The sequence below is a fragment of the Pararobbsia silviterrae genome (assembly GCF_003628125.1).
GTDB classification, from domain to species: domain Bacteria; phylum Pseudomonadota; class Gammaproteobacteria; order Burkholderiales; family Burkholderiaceae; genus Pararobbsia; species Pararobbsia silviterrae.
In genome coordinates this window covers 242,506-263,686 of the sequence record NZ_RBZU01000002.1, presented here as the reverse complement: position 1 = coordinate 263,686, position 21,181 = coordinate 242,506, and the positions used below count along the sequence as shown (strand labels likewise).

At 64.6% G+C, this 21,181-nt stretch carries 17 protein-coding genes; 5 read left to right on the top strand and 12 right to left on the bottom strand.

Translation table 11 applies throughout. The annotated features are described in order from the left end of the window. Positions 1-26 precede the first annotated feature (26 nt). The gene (locus tag D7S86_RS06540) at positions 27-641 is read left to right on the top strand and encodes a TetR/AcrR family transcriptional regulator (RefSeq protein ID WP_121084737.1); all 615 of its coding nucleotides are present in this window, start codon (positions 27-29) and stop codon (positions 639-641) included. A 73-nt stretch (positions 642-714) separates the two neighbouring features. Here the strand turns inward: D7S86_RS06540 and D7S86_RS06535 are convergent, their stop codons facing one another. Further along, complete coding sequence (locus D7S86_RS06535; protein ID WP_121085249.1) at positions 715-1,944, bottom strand: lactonase family protein; 1,230 nt, start codon at positions 1,942-1,944, stop codon at positions 715-717. A gap of 287 nt (positions 1,945-2,231) precedes the next feature. Next, positions 2,232-3,176 carry a helix-turn-helix domain-containing protein gene (locus D7S86_RS06530; protein WP_121084735.1) on the bottom strand — a complete coding sequence of 315 codons (945 nt, stop codon included), beginning with the start codon at positions 3,174-3,176 and terminating at the stop codon, positions 2,232-2,234. A 414-nt stretch (positions 3,177-3,590) separates the two neighbouring features. Here D7S86_RS06530 and D7S86_RS06525 point away from each other — a divergent pair, with 414 nt between their 5' ends. The 4 genes from D7S86_RS06525 (at position 3,591) to D7S86_RS06510 (ending at position 8,706) form a co-directional block, all read left to right on the top strand. Then, the gene (locus D7S86_RS06525; RefSeq protein ID WP_147432240.1) at positions 3,591-4,550 is read left to right on the top strand and encodes a hypothetical protein; all 960 of its coding nucleotides are present in this window, start codon (positions 3,591-3,593) and stop codon (positions 4,548-4,550) included. 133 nt (positions 4,551-4,683) lie between these two features. Further along, positions 4,684-5,907 (top strand): MFS transporter, encoded by a 1,224-nt coding sequence (locus tag D7S86_RS06520; RefSeq protein ID WP_121084730.1) that lies wholly within the window; start codon positions 4,684-4,686, stop codon positions 5,905-5,907. 42 nt (positions 5,908-5,949) lie between these two features. After that, complete coding sequence (locus D7S86_RS06515) at positions 5,950-7,386, top strand: aldehyde dehydrogenase (NADP(+)) (protein ID WP_121084728.1); 1,437 nt, start codon at positions 5,950-5,952, stop codon at positions 7,384-7,386. A gap of 21 nt (positions 7,387-7,407) precedes the next feature. Next, the gene (locus D7S86_RS06510) at positions 7,408-8,706 is read left to right on the top strand and encodes an MFS transporter (RefSeq protein ID WP_121084726.1); all 1,299 of its coding nucleotides are present in this window, start codon (positions 7,408-7,410) and stop codon (positions 8,704-8,706) included. 479 nt (positions 8,707-9,185) lie between these two features. Here D7S86_RS06510 and D7S86_RS06505 read toward each other — a convergent pair whose 3' ends face one another. The 10 genes from D7S86_RS06505 to D7S86_RS06460 all read right to left on the bottom strand — a co-directional run bounded on the left by D7S86_RS06505 (position 9,186) and on the right by D7S86_RS06460 (position 21,175). Continuing rightward, complete coding sequence (locus D7S86_RS06505) at positions 9,186-11,099, bottom strand: TolB-like translocation protein (protein WP_121084724.1); 1,914 nt, start codon at positions 11,097-11,099, stop codon at positions 9,186-9,188. A 74-nt stretch (positions 11,100-11,173) separates the two neighbouring features. Beyond that, positions 11,174-12,067: a substrate-binding domain-containing protein gene (locus D7S86_RS06500; RefSeq protein ID WP_121084722.1), complete on the bottom strand. Its 894-nt coding sequence runs from the start codon at positions 12,065-12,067 to the stop codon at positions 11,174-11,176. Between the two features lie 46 nt (positions 12,068-12,113). Continuing rightward, positions 12,114-13,658 (bottom strand): acetolactate synthase large subunit, encoded by a 1,545-nt coding sequence (locus D7S86_RS06495; RefSeq protein ID WP_121084720.1) that lies wholly within the window; start codon positions 13,656-13,658, stop codon positions 12,114-12,116. Further along, complete coding sequence (locus D7S86_RS06490) at positions 13,659-14,516, bottom strand: HpcH/HpaI aldolase family protein (RefSeq protein WP_121084718.1); 858 nt, start codon at positions 14,514-14,516, stop codon at positions 13,659-13,661. A gap of 34 nt (positions 14,517-14,550) precedes the next feature. Beyond that, positions 14,551-15,537, bottom strand: coding sequence for a DODA-type extradiol aromatic ring-opening family dioxygenase (locus tag D7S86_RS06485; protein ID WP_121084716.1), 987 nt, complete (start codon positions 15,535-15,537; stop codon positions 14,551-14,553). A gap of 117 nt (positions 15,538-15,654) precedes the next feature. Beyond that, positions 15,655-16,935: an MFS transporter gene (locus tag D7S86_RS06480; RefSeq protein ID WP_121084715.1), complete on the bottom strand. Its 1,281-nt coding sequence runs from the start codon at positions 16,933-16,935 to the stop codon at positions 15,655-15,657. 108 nt (positions 16,936-17,043) lie between these two features. Further along, complete coding sequence (locus D7S86_RS06475; RefSeq protein ID WP_121084712.1) at positions 17,044-17,895, bottom strand: amidohydrolase family protein; 852 nt, start codon at positions 17,893-17,895, stop codon at positions 17,044-17,046. Positions 17,896-17,956: 61 nt separating this feature from the next. Then, positions 17,957-18,982: an amidohydrolase family protein gene (locus D7S86_RS06470; protein WP_121084710.1), complete on the bottom strand. Its 1,026-nt coding sequence runs from the start codon at positions 18,980-18,982 to the stop codon at positions 17,957-17,959. A gap of 25 nt (positions 18,983-19,007) precedes the next feature. Next, positions 19,008-19,985 (bottom strand): ABC transporter substrate-binding protein, encoded by a 978-nt coding sequence (locus tag D7S86_RS06465; protein ID WP_121084708.1) that lies wholly within the window; start codon positions 19,983-19,985, stop codon positions 19,008-19,010. A gap of 401 nt (positions 19,986-20,386) precedes the next feature. Further along, entirely contained in the window at positions 20,387-21,175 is a 789-nt protein-coding gene (locus D7S86_RS06460) for an AraC family transcriptional regulator (RefSeq protein WP_121084707.1), read from the bottom strand. Between the last annotated feature and the right edge of the window lie 6 nt (positions 21,176-21,181).

Sequence of the window (21,181 nt, the reverse complement as noted above, 5' to 3'; positions counted from 1 at the left end):
AAACTGCCTGGTGTAAAATCGCCTCCATGAACTCGACGCTCGCGCCCCCTCGGCTGACCGATAAGAAACGCGCCGCCATCCTCGATGCGGCGATCGCGGAATTTCTTGCGTCGGGCTATGACGCGACGAGCATGGATCGCATCGCGGCGCGCGCGAACGTGTCGAAACGCACCGTCTACAACCACTTCCCGAGCAAGGAAGCGCTGTTCGCGGCGATCATGATCGCGCTCTGGAACGAAAGCGAAGGCGCCGATGCGCTCGGCTATCGAAGCGATCAGCCGCTCAAGCCGCAGTTGATCGAGATCCTCGAACGCAAGCTGCATCTGCTCAACAACGATGCGTTTCTCGCGCTCGCGCGCGTCGCGATCGCCGCGGGCATCCATTCCCCCGAACGCGCGCGCGATATGGTCGCGCGCCTCGGCGAACGCGAAGAGGATCTGACGCTCTGGGTTCGCGCGGCCGCGGCCGACGGCCGGCTCAAGACGACGGACCCGTCGTTCGCCGCGCTGCAGTTGCAGGCGCTCGTCAAGGCGTTCGCGTTCTGGCCGCAAGTCACGATGGGACAGCCGGCGCTCGAACGCGCCGAGCAGCAGAAAGTCGCCGAAACCGCCGCCGATATGTTTCTCGCCCGGTATGCATGACGAGGCGGCAGCGCGCGCGGTGAATCGACGCGCCGCAACGCGCCCGCGCCGCGCGCCTCGCTGCGTCGCACAGCTATCGAACGAATGTGATCGCCACCGCGGTCGGCACCTGCGCGACCGCGCCCGTATCGGTCAACACGCCTGATGCGGGATCGATCCGGAACACGTTGACGCTGCCGCTGCGCTGATTGGCGACGAGCAGCCATTGCCCCGACGGATCGATCGCGAAGCCCCAGGGACGATCGCCGCCCGAGCCGATCCGTTGCACCGGCGACAGCGTGCCCGATGCGGGATCGACGCTCAACACGACGATCGCGTTTTCCGCGCGGTCCTCGACATAGACGAATCGGCCGTCACGGCTCAATGCGATCTCCGCCGCGCTCTTGACGCCGTTGAACGCGGGCGTCGAGACCGGCAGCGTCTGCACGGGCGTCAACCGCGCGTGCGCGGCGTCCCAGCGCAGCACGATGACTTCCGCGCTGAGCTCCGTGAGCAGATACACGTACTGGCCGCTCGCGCCGAACACGAGATGGCGCGGGCCCGTCCCGGGGGGCGCGACGAACGCGCGCGGATCGTCCTGACCCGGCGCCGCGCGCGACGTCAGCGTATGCGTGGCGCGATCGAAATCGTAGATGAACACGCGATCGGCGCCGAAGTCGGGCACGAGCGCATAGCGTCCCGACGGATCGACGACCACGCTATGCGCGTGCGCGCTCGCCTGACGCTTGTTCGGCCCCGATCCCGTTTCCGCGATCGTCGAGACGCGCGGACCGACGCTGCCGTCCGCGTTGACCGCCACGCTCGAGACCGAACCGCTCGCGTAGTTCGCGGCGAGCAGCGTCATCGACGGCGCATCGAACGACAGATTCGTCGTGCCGTTGCCGGCCGACGCGGTCTGATCGATGCGCGTCAGCGCACCCGTCGCACGATCGACGGCGAACGCCGTGATGCTGCCTTCCTTGACGTTGTCGTCATCGACCGAATACACGATCGGCCGCTCGGGATGCACGGCCACCCAGGTGGCTTTGAGTCCTTCGGCGACAGGCCCGATCGTCGTGAGCGCGCCCGTCGACGTGTCGAGACGCAACGCGTGGATCTGCGCCTGCTGCGTGCCCACATAGACCCATTCCGATTGAGCCGGCGTGGCGGACGCGGCCGATGTCGGAAGGACGCCCGGTACGGCAGGCGTCGCCGGCGTCTGCGCGCAGCTGAGCGTCGCATAGAGCCATGCCGATACGGCGAGCGCGCCGAGTGCGGCAATATGTACGTATCGTGAGAACACTTCTTTAGAGGAGGACTGCATCATCTTCCGTCGGCTCTATGGCCGCAAAAGTGAAAACGTCGTGACCGCGGGCTGCCGCGTTGCTTGCCGCATCGCGCAGACGCCATCATCGAATCGTTCCCGCGTGCACGGTCTCGCGACACCCATGAAGGTCGTCGTCGGACGCGATGGCTACGGCGGGAGAGTGGGTAGTCCAGCCTATTCTTCTCAGGAACCGGCGTCCCTGGACAAAAGATGGATTCGCTTGCACTTTTCGACATGCATGCCGGCGCGCGAGGCCGACATGCAGGTCCGCGCAATATCGCGCATTACTGCGTGAGGCCCTTGCGCAGCGGTTGCTGGCGCGCGGTCGAACGGAACTGGCTCGGCGTCTGGCCGACTTCCTTGCGGAAAAACCGCGTGAAATAGGCCGCATCCGCAAATCCGAGTCCGAATGCGATCTGTTCGACGGACATATTGCCGAAAATCAGATTGCGTTTGGCTTCGGTCACGATCCGCGCGTGAATCATCTTCGCGGGGCTCAATTCGGACGCCGACGCGCACGCGGCGCGCAACTGTACAAGCGACACCGCCATCATCGACGTGTAGTCCTGCAGCGGCAGATTTTCACGGTAGTGCTGTTCGATGAGCTTGCGGAAGCGATCGACGAGGCGGACATCGTTGCGACGCTCGCCTTCACTCACGCTCTGGTCGAGATGCGCTTCACGCACGAGCGTCAGCAGCAGCGTCGTCAGCAACGATTCGATGCCGACGACATGACCGACCGCGTCCGATTCGACTTCATGCTTGAGCTGCGCGACGAGGCCGTGAATTTCCGTACCCCGCTTAGCGGGATCGGATAGCGAAATCATTCTCGGCAACGACCAGAGATCGATGAATTCGTGCAGCTTCGCATTGACCTGCGTCAAATACGACTCTTCGATCGTCACGACCCATCGATCGACGTCGAGTTCGTAGTCGAGGCCGTGCACGCATTCGGTCGGCAGCAGCAAGGCGCACGGGCCTTCGAACGGCACGCGGCTGCCTTCGAGATTCATGACGCCGCGTCCGCTGCGCACGAAAATCACTTGGCCATAGGCGGGATGCGCATGCGGCTCGGTTTTCCAGCGCCCCCGGTCCGTCACGTGTCCGACGTGGACGAACCAGTGCTTTTGCTCGGGGCGGTCGACATAGAGGCGGACCTTCGGAACCGTCGTGCGCTTCACGTTGCCGATACGTGCGCGATGCGGCCGGGCCATCGTACTGCTTGTCATGGTGTCTCCTTCGCGGGCGCCGTTTGAATACGGTCGTCAAAGTCCTGCCCGCTTGCTATGCGACGTTTTAGGCATCTTCAGGCATCGAGCCGCGCTGCTTAAAACGAGGTCGCATCATTTCATACATTCACATCGAGTGCGAGTCCGATTTACCCGCATGGACTTGCACTTTTCGTTTTGCGCATTGCATTTCGCATGCATCCCGTCCCCTTACGCGTTGAAAAGTGCCAGCGAATCTCAGTTTTGTGTAGAGGCGCGCAAGCGGCCATCCAATACCATTTTTTACGACTGCTGCAGAACGATATGCATGTGTTCTGCGTTGGATGTTTCAACCCGTTGCATACGGTGCGGCTCGAACAAGAAGTCGAAAAAACGACCGGTCTTAGATCAACACATTCCAGTTTGGACGGAGACATGAAAATTAATTCGGTAGCTTTGCGCAAGCCATTCCTCGGCGCGGCGATGTTCTGCTGCATGACTGGGTTCGGCTACGCGCAAGTCGTCACAGCCCCCAACAGTTCGACACCGCCGCTGCCCCTGCAGGCCGCGCCCAACGGCGCCGCGCCGCCCGCGACGGTCGGCGAATCGAACGAACCCCCTGCGATCTGGAACGACACGTATCTCGGCTATCGCTGGGGCACGAATTTCCACTATCCGGGGATCGATTCGTCGGTCATGCAGAACATCGGCTCGTTGACGACGCTCGGCGGCTTCCGCTTCGGGAGCTACGTCTTCAACGCCGATTATCTGATTTCGAATGCGGCCAACCCGGAAGCCGGCGGTCCGCAAAACGGCGGCGCGCAAGAGGTCTATAGCGTCGGACGCGTCGAATTCAGCGCGGGCAAGATTCTCGGCCGCTACGTCGGCGCCGGCTTTATCCGCGACTACGGTCTGACGGTCGGCTATGAATTCGGCGTCAAGAACGATGCATACGCCGAGCGCGCGCGCATGCTCGTGGTCGGTCCGACGATCGAATTCAATATCCCGCACGGGTACTGGAACCTCACGGCGGGTGTGCGCACCGAAAGCAATCACAACGGCATCATGGGTGTCGACGTGCATTTCAATCCGGCGTGGCACATCGAAAGCTCGTGGCTCTATCCGTTCCGCGTCGGTCCGGTGCCGCTCGTGTTCCGCGGCTTCGCGGGCCTGACCGGTCCCAAGGGACGCGACGGCTTCGGCGTCGAAACGACGACCGAACTGCTGACGCGCGTCGCGCTGATGGCCGACGTCGGTTCGTTCGCGGGTCATCCGCGCACGTTCTACGCGGGCGTCGGCTATGAATACTGGCTCCATATGTACGGCACGCCGGCGAAAGAAGCGCCGGGCACGATCACGTCGGCGCCGATGCTGATGGCGGAAATCCACTTCTGATCGACGCGCATCGCGAACCCGATCGTTGGCGCCTCGTCGAGCGGGCCGCCAACGATCTTCGCGCATCCCGGGTATCCTTGAGGCCCGTTCGCGATGCCGCGTGCCCTTTCCTGTCCGTCCCGTCATTTCGCTTATGCAAAGCTCGATACTCAAGATCCCGTCCTTCCTTTACTACTTCTTGAGTCGGATTGCGGCGACACTGACGCTCCAGATGATGATGGTCATCGTCGCCTGGCAGATGTACGACATCACGCACAGCGCGTACGACCTCGGCATGGTCGGTCTCGCGCAGTTCATTCCCGCGCTCGCGCTGACGCTCGTCGTCGGCCATGTCGCCGACCGCTACGATCGACGCCGTCTGCTGATCCTCTGTGCCGCGGGCCAGCTTGCCGTCGCCGTGTTCCTGATGGTCGGCACGCTCCATGGCTGGCTCGGACGCAACGCCATCCTGGGCGCCTCGCTCGCGCTCGGCACGGCGCGCGCGTTCCAGATGCCGACGCAGCAGGCGCTGCTCCCCACGCTCGTACCCCAATCGGTGCTGCCGAACGCGCTCGCGATGAATTCGGCCGGTTCACAGTTCTCGAATATCGCGGGGCCCGCGATCGGCGGCTTCATCTATATGGCCGGCGCACCCGTCGTCTACGGCATCTGCGCGATCATGGGCGTCTTCGCGATCCTCTGGCTCGCGCTGATCCGCATGGACGCCGCGCGCGCGATCCGCCGCGAACCCGTCACGCTCGAAAGCGTGTTCGCGGGCGTCAAATTCATCTGGAACCGCAAGGAAGTCCTCGGCGCGATCTCGCTCGATTTGTTCGCCGTGCTGTTCGGCGGCGCGACCGCGCTGCTGCCCGTCTTTGCGCGCGAAGTGCTGCATGTCGGTTCATGGGGGCTCGGCCTGCTGCGCTCCGCGCCTGCGATCGGCGCGCTCGTCGTGTCGCTCTACCTCGCGCGCTATCCGATCCAGCAACGCGTCGGCAAGATGATGTTCGGTTCCGTCGCGCTCTACGGTCTCGCGACGTTCGTCTTCGCGCTCTCGCATGTCTTCGCGCTTTCGCTGATCGCGCTTGCGTTGACCGGTGCATTCGACATGGTCAGCGTCGTCGTGCGGCAATCGCTGATCCAGCTCGAAACGCCCGACGCGATGCGCGGGCGCGTGAGCGCCGTCAATTCGATCTTTATCGGCGCGTCGAATCAACTCGGCGAATTCGAATCCGGGCTGACCGCAAGCTGGTTCGGCACCGTGCCCTCGGTCGTGATCGGCGCATCGGCGACCGTGCTGATCGTCGCGCTCTGGATCAAGCTGTTCCCGACGCTGATCCATCGCGAACGCCTGACGCCGTCCGAACAGCCCACCTGACCGTTTCGAGGACGGCTGTCCTCGCCCCTTTTTGGAGTTCTCATGCAGATTCAGGAATTCACCGCCGCGCAGATCCACGCGGTCGTCGCAGCGGCGCACGACGTCTCGGACGATTGGGCGCAATCGTCGGTCAAGACGCGCGCGGCGCTGCTGCACGCGCTCGGCGACGGGCTGCAGGCCGAGCGCGATGCGCTCGTGCGGATCGCCGACGAGGAAACGTCGCTCGGCGCGGGCCGCCTCAACGGCGAACTCGACCGCACGATCTTCCAGCTCGGCGGTTTCGCGACGCATATCGAGCAAGGTCACGCGTTCGCGCAGCTCCACGATGCGGCGATCGCGGGCGCGCCGCCGCTCGGCCGCCCCGATCTCGCGCGCGTGCACGTGCCGCTCGGTCCCGTCGCGATGTTCTCGGCGAGCAATTTCCCGTTCGCGTTTTCGGTGCTCGGCGGCGATACCGCCTCGGCCTTGGCCGCGGGCTGCCCGGTCGTCGTCAAGGCGCATCCCGGTCATCCGAAGCTCTCGCGCGCGGTGTTCGACGTCGTGCGCAAGGTGCTCGCCGAACAAGGCCTGCCCGCGGGTCTGATCGGCTTCGTCGAGGGCGCGAGCGTCGAGGTCGGCGTCGAACTCGTGCGCAGCCCCGAGATCGCCGCGGTCGCGTTTACGGGCTCGTTCAAGGGCGGCACGGCATTGTGGGCGCAGGCGAATGCGCGCCCGCGGCCGATTCCGTTCTACGGCGAGCTCGGTTCGATCAATCCCGTCGTCGCGCTGCCGGCCGCGCTCGCGGGCCAGGCCGAGACGCTGGCGCAAACCCTCGCGGCCTCGATCGAGTTCGGCTGCGGCCAGCTCTGCACGAGCCCCGGCATCGTGGTGCTGTTCGAAGGCCCGGATGCCGACACGTTTGAAAACACGCTGCGCGACGCGCTGGGCGCAAAGCAGCCGCACCGCATGCTGACGGCCGGCATGAAGCGCAATTTCGATGCGGGCGTCGCACGCCTGCTCGGCACGCCCGGCGTGCAGACGCTACTCGGCGACACGCACGCGAACGACGAACTCGCGCCGCCGCGGCCGGCGCTCGCGCGCACCGATGCGAAGACCTTCATCGCCGAGCACGCCCTGCAGGAAGAAGTCTTCGGCCCCGCGTGCCTGCTCGTGCGCGTGCGGTCGGCCGACGAAGTGCTCGACGTGCTGACGGCCGTCGGCGGCACGCTGACCGTGACGTTGTGGGGCGCCGAAACCGACAGCCCCGACGTGCGCCGGATCGCGCGCCGCGCGACGCAAATCGCCGGCCGCGTGCTGTTCGGCGGCGTGCCGACCGGCGTCGCCGTCACGGGCGCGCAGCAACATGGCGGCCCGTGGCCCGCGTCGACGCAGCCGTTCACGACGTCGGTCGGCTACGCGGCCATGGAGCGCTTCCTGCGCCCCGTGGCGCTGCAAAGCGCGCCCGCATGGGTCGCAGAACGCGCGGGTCAGCCGATCTGATCGTCCGACCGAGCGCCTGCCGTGAATACTGTCCGATCGAATCACGCGATCCGCGAGAATCGCTGGGGCGTGCTGATTTTGCTGGCGCTCGGTTTGCTGATCGCGTTCGTCGACCGCACGAGTCTGTCGGCGGCGCTCGCCGACAAGGGCTTTGTGCGGCAATTCGCGCTGACGAGCACCGAACGCGGCTGGCTCAACTCGGCCGTGTTCTGGTCGTACGGCCTCGTGCAGATGCCGATGGGCTGGATCGTCGATCGCTACGGCGTCAAATGGCCCTATACGATCTGCTTCGCGCTCTGGTGCGTCGCGGCCGCGGCGACAGGCGCGGTCACGACGCTCGGCGCGCTCATCGTGATGCGCCTGCTGATCGGTCTGGCCGAGGCGATCGTCGTGCCCGCGACCTATCGTTATCTCGCGGATCATTTCGAGGAAACGCTCAAGGGCACCGCGCTCGGCATCTATTCGATCGGCGGCAAGATGGGGCCCGCGCTCGGCGCGCCGATCGCGGCCTGGATGATCGTCGCGTATTCGTGGAAGGTCATGTTCGTCGCGACGGGTTTGATCGGGCTCGTCTGGCTCGTGCCGTGGCTGCGCATGGTCCGCAACGACTATCCGTCGCGCGAGCAGCTGGCGCTCGTGAAGCGGCGGGCATCGTCGGTGCCGCTTGCGAATCTGCTCGCGAGCCCCGTGGTCTGGGGCGGGCTCGTCAACAACTTCTGCTATAGCTATTTCGCGTTCTACTGCATGACGTGGATGCCCGCCTATCTCGTCGAGCAACGCGGGCTGTCGCTCGAACGCTCGGGCGTCTATACGTTCTTCAGCTTCGCGGGCATCGCGATCGTCGCGGCGTTCGCGGGCTGGGCCGCGGACCGCATGATCGCGCGCGGTCATGATGCGGTGCGCGTGCGCAAGGCCTTTATCGTCGCCGGCTTTATCGGCGGCACGACGGTGTTGTTCGGCGCGTACACGCGATCGGCCGAGCTTGCGCTCGTCTGGAACGTGCTCTCGTTGTCGCTGCTCGGGCTCGTGACGGCCAACAATCTCGCACTCTGTAAGCTCACGCTGATTCCGAAGCAGGCCGTCGGCCTCAACACGGGATTGCAGCAGGTCGCGACGAGTCTCGCGGGCGGCGTATCGGCGAGTCTCTCGGGATGGCTGCTCGATCTCGGCGGCGACTATACGTGGCCGATCATGGCGATCTTCGTATTCCTGCTGCTCGGCGCGACGAGCACGCTCGTGTTGCTTCAGCGCAAGTGGGCGCCGAAGGTCAATGAGGCAATGGCGATCGAAGCCGATACGCCGCTCGCGCCGAAAATCTGATGGACATCTCGATCGATGGATCGATATGTCATCGTGACACAAACATATTGCGCACTCGATGACCCATCGATCACGTATCGCGACCGCACACTGACGCCGCCCCCCGTTCACGTCGCCTTGCGTCGCTCGCCGTTCCCGATCCTCCGCCGCCCGCCCCGTAGACCTCGCACATCGCATCGATGCATTTGCGCTCGATGCGGTCATTCGAGCCGTGTTTCCGCACCGCGTTTCACCGCGGCTCGCGTGTCGTGAACGTGTCGACCGACAGGCGAGGCTTCGCCGCGCATTCCCACCCGCATCGCCTCGCTTGCGCATGTGCTTCGCGTGACGCGCAGGACGCCGACAGGATCTAAAGCGAACCGAAGCACGGCCCCAAACAAAAACGGCGCCCCGCTTTCGCAAGGCGCCGTTCGATCGTCGCGACCTTCGTCGGATCGACACGCAAGCGTCGATCCGACATCGATCAGACACGCAACGTCTTACTCATTCGGCACATACGTCGGCATCGCTTCTTCCCAGAGCGTGTCGGTGATCGCATGCGCGTGGCTGCCGTCGGCATTCATGACCCAGTTCTGGCCGTCAGGCTGGAAGCTGTTGTCGTAAAGCGCGAGTTCGTCGCGAAAGCCATACGTGCCCGAGCTGTACGCGATCCGGCCGTCCCATGTCCATACCGCATGACCCTGGTTCGCGCCGTCGCTCGTCAGACGCTTGAGATCCGTGCCGTCGGGCTTGATCGTGAACACGTCGAAATTGAACTTGTTCGGATCGTCGGGATTCACGATCTTGCGCGTAAAGACGATCTTGCTGCCGTCCGGCGACCAGCCCGGCAAATTGTCCGGATCGATCGTCAGGATCGTCGTCGTATGCGTCTCGAGATCGAGAATGCGCAGACCCTTGACGTCCTCGCTCCACACGCGATAAACGATCTTCTTGCCGTCCGGCGAGTAGCTCGGGAAACCCGCGTTTTCCGGACCGTCCGTCAGGAATTCCGGATGACCGTCCATGCTGCCGTCGGCCTTGATCCGCGCAATGCGGCCCGGTCCCTTGCCCCGCGTGAAGAACCAATCGCCGACGCCGAACGCGACCCACTGGCGATCGGGCGACCACGTCGGCTGGAATGCGCCCGCGAGCCCCATCTGGACCATCTTCTGATCGAGACCGCTCGTGGCCGGATCATAGATACGGCGATATCCCGTGAAGTCCGGACGAATGATCGCGATCGACGAATTGATCGCCTTCTCCGTATAAACGAGCTCCTTTCGATCCTGCGACAACTGCGGGAACACGTCGATGTACCGGTAGTTCCACTGCGGATCGAAGCTGAACAGCGGCGTGCCGTTCGCGCGCGCGGGACGGAACGTGACCTTCTCGTAGACGACCTTCGCGCCGTCCGCCGTATAGCGCGGCGAGCGAATGCCCGTGTCCTTCGTCGAGCGGAACGCGCCCGCCGTCGTATAGATGCCCTCGGTCTCGCCGCCCTTGACGTGATACGCGACGGTCGTGGGGTTCACATATTGCGGAAACACCTTGAAACCCGGGGTCGACGTGAGTTCGTTGCGCGCGAGACTCGCGACATCGACCGACACGATTTGCGAACTGACCTTGTTGATGAGCTCGGGACGATGGGCGCCCCATGTCGATTCGACCGGCGTTTCGTAGAACACGACGGCCTTGCCGTCGGGCGACCACGACGGCGAACCCTCATCGAAGCCCGGCTTGCTCGACAGCTTCTTCCAGCCCGAACCGTCCGGATGGATCAGATAGATGCTGCTTTCCTGCGTACGCTCCCAGCCGACCGGCAGGTTGTGACCACGCCAGTCGCTGCCGATATCGGACGACAAGGCGAGCCACTTGCCGTCGGGCGACCACGACGGACGGAAAAAGCTATGCGGCTTGCTGTCGTCGAACTTGATCGCGCCCGTCACGTTATGCAAGGCGTGCGTCTTGATGTTGAGCGTCCAGACGTTCGTCGTGCCGAAACTCGCGGCACCGCGCCGCGACGACACGAACGCGATGACGTCGGGATTCGTCGGCGAGAACACCGCGGCATCGTCGACCGCGATATGGTCGGTGAGCTTCTGCAGATCCGTGCCATCGATCTTCACGCGATAGAGATTCGATTCGCCGTACCCGTCGCGCTCCGACGTGAACACGACCCATTGACCGTCCTGCGAGAACGACGCGTGATAGTCGAACCCGTCCGACTGAATCAGCCGATGCTCGTCGCTGCCGTCGGCGTTCGCGACGAACAGTTCCGACGTAACGGGACCGAGGCGGTTCAGCAACAACTCGCCCTTCGTCGCCGGCGCTGCGGCAGCCGCCGATGCGGCGATCGCCGGCGCGGCCGCAACCGCCGCGGCAACGAGCGCGATGCACGTCCATGCGTGTTTCATAGAGGTACTCGGATTCACCATGACCTGTCTCCTTGATTTATTGTCCACATTCCTGACGGTCGACTTTCAGCGCGTTATGCGAGGCTGCCCGTCACGTCGTCGAACAGTTCGTCGACCGACAAACGGCGCGGAATGATCTTTTGATCGAGCGCCCAGTCGATGGCGAGCTGGATGCCCTTGCGGTTCGCATCGAGACCGATCGGCGGAAAAATCGCCGGCACACCCTCGGCCTGTTCGCGGCTTTCGACGATCATCCGGTAAATCTCCCGGACCACGTCGGGACGCTGCTTCGACACGTTCTCGTGCACGACGAACATGTGATTGATCGGCACCACGCCTTCGCGCGCGAACCAGTCTTTCGCGGCATTCTGCGCGTCGGGCACGAGCGTGCGCACACGCGGATCCTTCGGCATGTCCTCGCCGAGCAATGCCGCGGCGAGTTCGCCGTCGAGCATCATCTGCGGGATCGAAACGCCCTTGGGCAAACGCTGGGTGTTCGCCGGATCGGTGTACTCGGCCAGATGTCCGTCGCCGAGCGTCATCCACGTGACCTTGTCGAGATCGACGCCGTACTCGTGACGCAGAATCCCGCGAATCCAGAGCGCCGTGGTCTGCGTATACGTGCGCACGCCGACCTTCTTGCCCTCGATATCCTTCGGATCGAGATGGCCGAAATCGATGTTGTAGCCCGCGCAGTGATGCTGGAAGCGGCCCGAGATCGGCGCCGGCAGCAGCACGTACGGCTTGCCGTACGCCTTGGCCTGCAGGAACGTCACGATCGCGAGCTCGCCCGCGTCGAACTGGTTTTCCCGGACCATCGCCTTGAAGCCGTTGTGCGCGGGCGTCGGCCCGCAGTAGTCGAGCGTGACGAGATCCGAGCTCACGCGTCCGTCCTTCATCGCCTTCGTCACCGCATAGTCGGCGAGATTGGTGCGCAGCGTCGGCACCCCTGTCAGCGTCGTAGTCATTGATGCCACTCCTTGTTCTCGAATGCCTTGAATTGCCTGTTTCGAATCACAGCCGCACGACGATCAAGCGCGGACCCGCTTCGCGCGTCGAGTCGACCATGGCCTGATGAAATGCTTGAGCCGTATCGACGGCCACCGACGGCACGCCCATGCTCGTCGCCATCGCCTGCCAGTCGATACGCGGCCGATCGAGATCGATCATCGAGAGCGCGCGCTCGCCCGGCGTGCCCGCGCCCATGTTCGCGTACTCGGCCTTCAGGATCGCGTAGCTGTTGTTCGCGAAGATGATCGTCGTGATGTTCAGACCCTCGCGCGCCTGCGTCCACAGCGACTGGATCGTGTACATCGCGCTGCCGTCGCCGACCATGCAGAACACGCGCCGATCGGGACACGCGAGCGCCGCGCCCGTCGCGACCGGCGTCGCATAGCCGATCGAGCCGCCCATATTGTTGATGAGGTCGTGCGGGGCCGCGCCGATCGTCAGGCCCATCGATTCGCGCCCCGTCGTCAGCGATTCGTCGACGACGATGCAGTCCTCGGGCAAGGCCGCGGCCAGCGCATGCGCGATGCTGACCGGATTGAGCGCGCCCGTGGGCACCGGTGTCTCGATACGCGGTTGCAGCCGCGGCGCCGTGTGCGTCGCGCCGAGCGCATCGAGCAGCATCGCGAACGCGAGCGCGCTGTCCTCGTCGGCTTCGACGAGCGGATGCACGAGCGTGCCTTCGGGCTTGAGCAGACTCGGCTTGTCCGGATAGCTGAAAAACGCGACGGGCTCTTTCGTCTCGACCGTGACGATGTGCTTGAAGTCCTTGAGAAACTCGCGCGCGGGCGCGACCGCATAGGGAATGCGTTCGATCGGCACGCGGCCCGCGCCGCGCTCGATGCGCGCCGTGAAGAACTGCGAGCCGAGCCGCGCGCCCGTCGCGGCCGCGACGCGGCCCGCGCGTTCGAGCGCCGCGCCGCGCGTGGCCTTGTTCGCGAGAATGATCAGCGTCGGTTCGCCCGAACGCAGCACGCGCGCGATATGTTCGATGCGCGCGGCATCGGGCACCTTGCGCGCGGGCTTCGCGGCCGGCGGCAGCACCGGTGCGCCGGCTTCCTGCCACGACGTGTCGCCGGGCAGGATCAGCGTCGCGATCTGGCCCGGATGCTCGGACGCCTTCGCGACCGCCTTCGCCGCATCCCACGCGATCGTGTCCGCCGACTCCGCGCGGCGTACCCAATGACTGAGCGGACGCGCGAGCCCCTCGATATCCGACGACAGCGGCGGATCGTACTTGAGGTGCGAACTCGAATGCTCGCCGATGATGTTGACCATCCCCGACGACGCGCGCTTCGCGTTATGAATATTCGCAAGGCCGTTGGCCAGGCCTGGCCCGAGATGCAGCAACGTCGAGGCCGGCGTGTCCTTCATCCGGTACCAGCCGTCGGCCGCACCCGTCGCGACGCCCTCGAACAGACAGAGGACGCTGCGCATCCGCGGGTTTTCGAGCGCCGAGAGGAAATGCATCTCGGACGTACCCGGATTCGCGAAACAGATGTCGACGCCCTGATCGACGAGCGTCGCGACAAGGCTTTGCGCGCCGTTCATTTAGTAACCCGCCGTCTCGCGCGCCGCACCGACGACGCCGTAGCTGCGCAGCGGCGCCGACATCAGCAGACCATAGCCCTCTTCGAGCAGACGCTTGTGGTTCTTCGCGTTCACGTGCGGATTGCCGACGATGACCTTGTGCTTCTTGCAGGTCTCGACGATCTGACGCATCGCATCGACGACTTCGGGATGCTCGTAGTTGCGCGGATGGCCGAGCTGCTGGCTCAGGTCGCCTTCGCCGATCAGGATAAAACCGATGCCGGGCACGTTCGCGAGGATATCGTCGAGGTTCTCGATCGCTTCGGTGCTCTCGCACATGAGGCCGACGAGAATTTCGCCTTCGGGCGCGAGCGGCCAGACGTCGGCCTTGCGGTAGTACTCGACCATGCTGACGCCCCAGTAACGCGCGGCATTCGCGGGACCGTCGCCGCGCACGCCCTTGGGCTCGTAGAGCGGCGCGTTCTTCGGACGCGCATAGCGGCACGAGGCCACGGCGTTATACGCCTGCTCGACGGTCGAGACGTGCGGCCAGATCACGCCGTACGCGCCGCGGTCGAGGACCTGCTTCGCAAACGACTGGTTCATTTCGACGCCGTTGGCCGGAATCCGCGCGATGGGCGTGACCTTCGGCGCGACCGAGCCCGACTCGGCGATGTGCTTGCGGTTCAGCAGATACTGGAACGCGTCGCCGAGCGCCGCGACGTCGTACGGGTTGTGCTCCATCTCGTAGACGAGCGCGTCGTACGGCGAGTCGCTGAGTTCGATCGCGGTCTGCTTGTCGAGCTTCGAGAAGGCGGCGTAAGCGGGCTTGCCCGATTCGAATGCGCGGATCAGACCGTTCAGGCGGGTGTTGCTCATGATGGTTTTCTCTCTTTGATGGGGTGTGGCGCGCTCAATCGGCCGCTTTCCAGTACATGAAGCCCATGCCTTCGCCGGTGCCGGCGGGCGTGCGCCAGCACGGCACGTAGTCGACGAGGGTCATTTCCGCGCCGGTTTCCTGCACGGCCTTCATGACGCTCACATACAGCTTGATTTCGGACGTGCCCGACTGATACGAGCGGTTGTCGACCGCGGCCAGACCCTCGTAGTCGTAGTTCGCGAGCATCTTCATGATCGCGTGGTCGAATTCCTCGTCGTTGACGAAGTGCGACAGACCGCCCGACGCGAAGATGCCGACCCGCACGTCTTCGGGCCACGCGGCGATCGCATCGCGAAGCACGCGGCCGAACTCGATGCAGCGCGACATCGACGGCTGCGTCGGCGGATAGAAGCAGTTCATGATGATCGGCACATGCGGCGGCGGATCGTCGCTCATGATCTGGTGATAGACGAAGCTGTATGCGTGCGGCACGACCGGATACTCGGGCAGCGGCTTCATCCAGACGTTGTCGGGCCACGCGAACAGATCGGACAGATCGAACCCTTCGCGCTGGAAATGATCGATCAGATAGGTCGCGAGCTTCGGATGGCACTTGTGCGTGACATGGCGATCGGGCGCGTAGACCGAGCGCTGCGGCGGACCGTTATGGACCTCCTCGCCCGTATAGATCGCGATCGACGGTGAATGCTGCGTGAAGATTTCCTTCTGGTCCTTGCCGAGGATGATCGCGACGTCGACGTCGGCGGCGCGATACGCTTCGGCCATCGTGTCGAGCGCGGCGCGGCAGCGCGCCGCGCGCGCGGTGCGTTCCTCGATCGTCAGGAACGGGGCAAAGGCGGCGCCGCGATGCGCTTCGAGCTCCGGATAGGTCCAGGTCCGGTTGCGGAACCACAACTCCGGATTGTTCCGATCGCGCTCGCCGTTCTTGAGCCAATCCTCGGGCGCTTGACCCAGCATGCCGCTATGCGGCACTGCCATCCCGAATACAATCTTCGCCATTACGGTATCTCGTTCAATAAAGGTGTTCGTTGACGCCGGTCATGCCGGCCTCGTCGTGTCGCTTTGTATCGCTTCGTGTCGCTTCGTGTCTTTCAGGGCCGCGCATCGCGCGATGCGCTATGCATGTTTGAGCCCCTCGTTCGATTCGGTGACCTTCGGCGACCATTCGGGACGGAACATCACGGCCGTCGTGACCGCGCCGATCAGCAGGAAGATCAGGATCACGAACATCGGCACCGCATAGCTGTGGCTCACATGCAGCAACCAGCCCGAGAGACTCGCGGCCACGCCGCCGGCCAGGCTCGTCGCGACTTGCTGGACGCCCGTCACGAGGCCGATCGCCTGCTTGGGCACGAGCGTCAGCCGCGACAGCACGAGGTTGTTCGCCGTCACGAGACCGAGCAGCGACAGCGACAGCACGTTCCAGAACAGCGCCATCTCGAGCGACGGCGCATAGGCGCCGAGCACCACCGTGCAGCCGCCGATAAAACCCGCGATCGTGAACGCCTTGCGCACGAAGATCGGGTTGCCGCCCCGCGCGATGATGCGATCGGCGGCCCAGCCCGCGAGCGCCGCGACGATCGCGATCCCCGCGAAGCTGAAGAACGTGAAGAGCCCCGAGCGCGACAGCGACAGATTGCGTTGCTCGACGAGATAGGCGGGCATCCACGTCATGCAGTAGAACGTGAAATAGCCGTAGCAGAAGTTCGTGATCATGCCGCCCCAGACGACCGGGCTCGACAGGATGCTCGCGAGCGTCACGCTGCGCGCCGTGCGGTTCGCCACGCGCAATTGCGCCTTCGACGGCAGATCGTTGCGCACGAGCAGCAGCCAGGGCGCAAGCCAGATCAGACCGACCAGACCCGTCGCGACGAACATGAACTGCCACGAGTAGTTCACGATGAACCACGCGGCGACGGGCGCGCCGAACGCGGGGCCGAACTTGTTGCCCATCGCGAGGATGCCGACCGCGAGACCGTTCTGGCTCTCGTCGAAGTTGTTGCGGATCCAGCGATAACTGGCGGGAATCACGATCGCTTCGGCCATGCCGATGACGAGCCGCAGCAGCACGAGGCTTTCGAGGGCCGTCACGGCGCCCATCAGCGCGGTCGCCGCGCACCAGAGCGCGAAGCTGATCGCATACGGCCACTTGACGCCGTAGCGGTCGGCGACCCAGCCCATCGGTACCTGAAAGACGCCGTACGACCAGAAGAACGCGGCATTGATCCAGCCGCGGTCGATATTCGTCAGCGCGAAATGGTGAACGAAGCCGGCGTCCGCGAGCGTCGACGAAATGCTCGTGCGATCGACAAACGAGATCAACACGCCGATCGCGAGCAGCGCGAGGACGGACCAGCGGCTCAGCGAGCCGGATCGCGCGGGGATGTCTGTCTCCATGGGCTTCTGTCTCTTACGTATGTTTGGAATTCGCGTGCCGGTCGCGTCGCAGGCCTCTGCTGTGCCTTCTGCGAACGAACTCGTGACCGGCACGGGTACAACCGGCGCTCAGGCCAGGGCCGGATACAGCTGTTGCGCCGTCTTGCCGAAGATCCATGCGCGGTCTTCGTCACTCAGGCTCGCGAGGCCCGCTTGCGCGGTCGCGAGAATCTCCGACAGCGCGCCCGGCGACGTCGGATAGTTCGAGCCCCAGGCCATGCGCTTCGCGCCGAACGCTTCGACGACGCGCGGGAAGAACGTGTCGGCGCTCGCCTTCTCCTTCTTGACGTCGCCGAAAATGCGCGGCGTCAGCTTCAGATAGATGTTCTCGAGCGGCGCGAGATCGAACAGGCTTTGCGCTTTCGCGTACGGCGCGCCGTCCGCGACTTCGGGACGTCCGAGGTGATCGAGCACGATCGCGACCTTCGGGAAGCGCTTCGCGAGCGCGGTCACTTGCGGCAGACCGATCGGGCCCGTCTGGATGCACATCGGCAGGCCGAGTTCGGCGCAGAGCTCCCACGCCGGAAACGCACGCGGATCGTCGAGTTCGCTCGGATCGAATTCCTTCGTGCTGCCGCCCGTGAACAGGCGCAGACCCGCGAGACCGCGGCCGACCCACTCGCGAATCTTCTTCGGCGCGTCGGCCTCGAGCACGTCGACCGAACCGACGGCGACGAGACGGTCGGCGTACTTCGCGCAGCCGTCGACGACGTAGCTGTTGTCGAAGCCGTAGGTCGTCGACGAATGCACGACGGCGGCCTTCGCGACGCCGGCGGCGTCCATCGATTCGATCAGCGTCTCGACGGTCGTCGGACGCTCCTTCGACCAGTCCGAACGCTTGCCGAACAGCGGCGCGGGCGGATAGGCCTGCTCGTCGTCGGAAATGATGTGCGGATGGATATCAACGATCTGGAAAGTCATGGATGTCTCGGTACGTGGGTCGGCTCGCGCCGCATTTCATTGCGGCGCTTATTTGCCACTCTCATTTGCCGCGCGCCTTCAGCCGCGCGTCGAGCCGCGGATAGACGCGGCGCGCATTGCCTTCGAAGATCTTGTGGCGGTCTTCGTCGCTCAGCGCCTCGCAGGCGTCGATATAGCGCTTCGTGTCGTCGAAGTACTGGCCCGTGGCCGGATCTTTGCCGCGCACCGCGCCGATCATTTCCGAGCCGAACAGCACGTTGTCGGTCGGGATGACCTTCGTGAGCAGCTCGACGCCCGGCTTGTGATACACGCACGAGTCGAAAAAGATGTTGTTCAGCAGGCCTTCGAGCGGACGGTCGCGCATCTCGAGCGACATGCCGCGATAACGGCCCCAGTGATAGGGCACCGCGCCGCCGCCGTGCGGAATCACGAGACGCAGCGTCGGGAAGTCCTTGAACAGGTCCGACTGGAGGATCTGCATGAAGACCGACGTATCGGCGTTCAGGTAGTGCGCGCCCGTGCCGTGGAAGCAGGGATTGCACGAAGCCGCGACGTGGATCATCGCGGGCACGTCGAGATCGACGAGCGCTTCGTAGAGCGGATACCACTCGCGATCGGTCATCGGCTTGCCGGTCCAGTAGCCGCCCGTCGGATCGGGGTTCAGATTGCAGCCGACGAAGCCGAGCTGTTCGACGCAGCGGCGCAGTTCGGCGATCGAATTCGCGGGGTCCACGCCCGGCGATTGCGGCAGTTGGCAGACCGGCGCGAAGTTGTCCGGATAGAGCTCGGTGACGCGGAACACGAGGTCGTTCGATACCTCGGCCCATTCGAGACTCGTGCGTTCATTGCCGAGGTGATGGCTCATGAGGCCGGCGATCGGCGAGAACAGCGTGAGGTCGCTGCCGCGCTCGCGCTGGAGCTTGAGCTGGCCGTTGCCGATCGCTTCGCGGATCTCGTCGTCGCTGACGAAGGCGCCGTCGCGCGAGGGCGCATTGGCCGGATCGTTCGCGAACTCGACCTGCTTGGCGCGCCAGTCGCGGAAGGACTTGGGCACGGTCGTGAAATGGCCGTGGCAATCGATGATCATGGTGTATTCCGTTGAGTGCGGCGGCTCAGAGGGCCTGCGGGTCGACAAAGAGTTCCGGCAGCGACATGCGGCGCGGCGTCAGGCCTTGCTTGAAGGCGGTCGCTTCAAGCGTCTCGATCGTCTTGCGGTTGGCCTCGATGCCGTACGGCAGCGGGTCGTGACCGACGATCTTGCGCAGTTCGAGATACTTCTTGTCGCTCGCGCTCGTCGCCTGACCGGCGTCGAGGCGTTCGAGCCATTCCTTTTTCGCCTGCGCGAACGCGTCGTAGATCGACTTCGCGATCCACGGGTTCTCCGCGAGCACCGAATCCTTGACGACGATCGTGCCGTGCATCGGGTAGACGCCCGAACGCTTGTAATAGTCGGCTTCGAGTTCCGCCGCATTGGGCAGCAGATCCGGGTAGTCGGCTTCGACTTCCTTCCAGCCGCCCGTCGGCGCACCCGTGCGGCCGATGCCTGCGGCGGCCGCGAAGCCGGCCGACAGTTCGCCCGAGGCCATCATTTCGGCGAGCGAACTACCCGCGGGCGCGTGAATGACATTCGAGGGCAGCTTGAGTTGCGTGACGTGCTCTTCGTCGTCGACGACCCACGTGACCTTCGACGAATCGAGACCGAATTCGTCGATCAGCACCTGACGCGTCCAGACGCCGGTCGTGACCGAATACGCGCGCACGCCGACCTTCTTGCCTTCGAGATCCTTCGGCGTACGGATGCCGGCGTCGGGACGCACGAGCAGGCCGCCGTGATGGAAGCGGCGCACGACGAAGATCGGCAGGCCGACGAACGGCGCGCCGTAGGCGCGCGCGATGATGTACGTGGTCGGCGCGAGTTCGCAGACGTCGAATTCGACGTCGCGGACCATGCGGCGGAATGCGCCGATTTGCGGCTGCACGGTGATGAATTCAGCGTCGACGCCCTCGATCGGGATCGAACCGTTGCGAATGGCGGAAGTATGCGGATGCTCAGCGATCGCAATCTTGAGCGGGACTTTCTTGGCCAACATCGTCTCCTTGGTCTGGGTCGGCGCGTCGACGGACTTCGATCCATCGCACGCATCGTGACTGTTGGCATAACGATATGGGAGCCGGCCAGGGGCGTCCCTATACAAAAACGCGATTCAATGGCACTTTTCGACGCCCGCGTTCCGAATGGCACTTTTCGCATTGCACCCGCGCGCAAAGCACGGTGCGACGGCCTGTCGCGCGCGATGCGCACTAGGACGATTCGGTTGCGGCGCGAATCGGACCACGCGGCGGCGGACGCGTCGGCAGGCCACTCGGCAGGTGACTCAGTGAGTGAGTCGGTGAATGAGTCGGTGGGCGGGTCGGTGGGCGGGTCCGTGGATGAGTCGGCGGGTAAATCAGCGCGTGGGTAGGCGGGTGACTCGGTGCATGACTCGGCGGCTTATTCGCCGCCGCCTGCGCGACGCCGATGCTCCTGCGGCGAGTAACCGAACGCGCGCCGGAACATGACGGAAAACGTCCGCGCGTCGGCATAGCCGAGCGTCTGCGCGACGTCGGCGACCGTGCCGCCCGTCGCGAGCTTCGACACCGCTTCGACGAGCCGCAACTGCTCGCGCCACTGCCCGAACGTCATGCCCGTTTCCTCGCGAAAGAGCCGCGCGAGCGTGCGCGCACTCGCGCCGACGCGTTCACCCCATCGTTCGAGCGTATCGACGCTCGACGGATTCGCGATCAGCGCTTCGCAGATGCGCCGCACGCGCGCGCTCGCGGGCAACGGCAGACGGCTGTTGCCCGGCGCATCGCGCGACGTCTGCAGCAGATGGAGTATCAGCGGCGCGAGCATCGCGTCGCGCTCGGCCTCGCCGATCACGGGATCGAACATGCCGAGCACGGACGCGCGCAGCAGATCGCTCATTTCGATCACGCGGCATTCGCCCGAAAATCCGGCGAGCGAATCGGGCTCGATATAGAGCGTGCGCATCGAGACCGACCCGACCATATGCAGCTCGTGCTCGATCTGCGATCCGATCAGCAAGGCGTGATCCGAGGTCAGCATCCAGAGGCCATACGGCGTGACCGTACGAACGATGCCGGTCGTCGCATGGACGAGCTGCGCGCGATGGTGGACATGCGCGATCTCGTGCGCGCCGTCGTCGTAGTCGATCGACTGGGCGATGACGGGACGGGCGCCGGCGACCGGGCCGAAGGTCTGGAGCTTCGCTTTCGTCATGTCTTT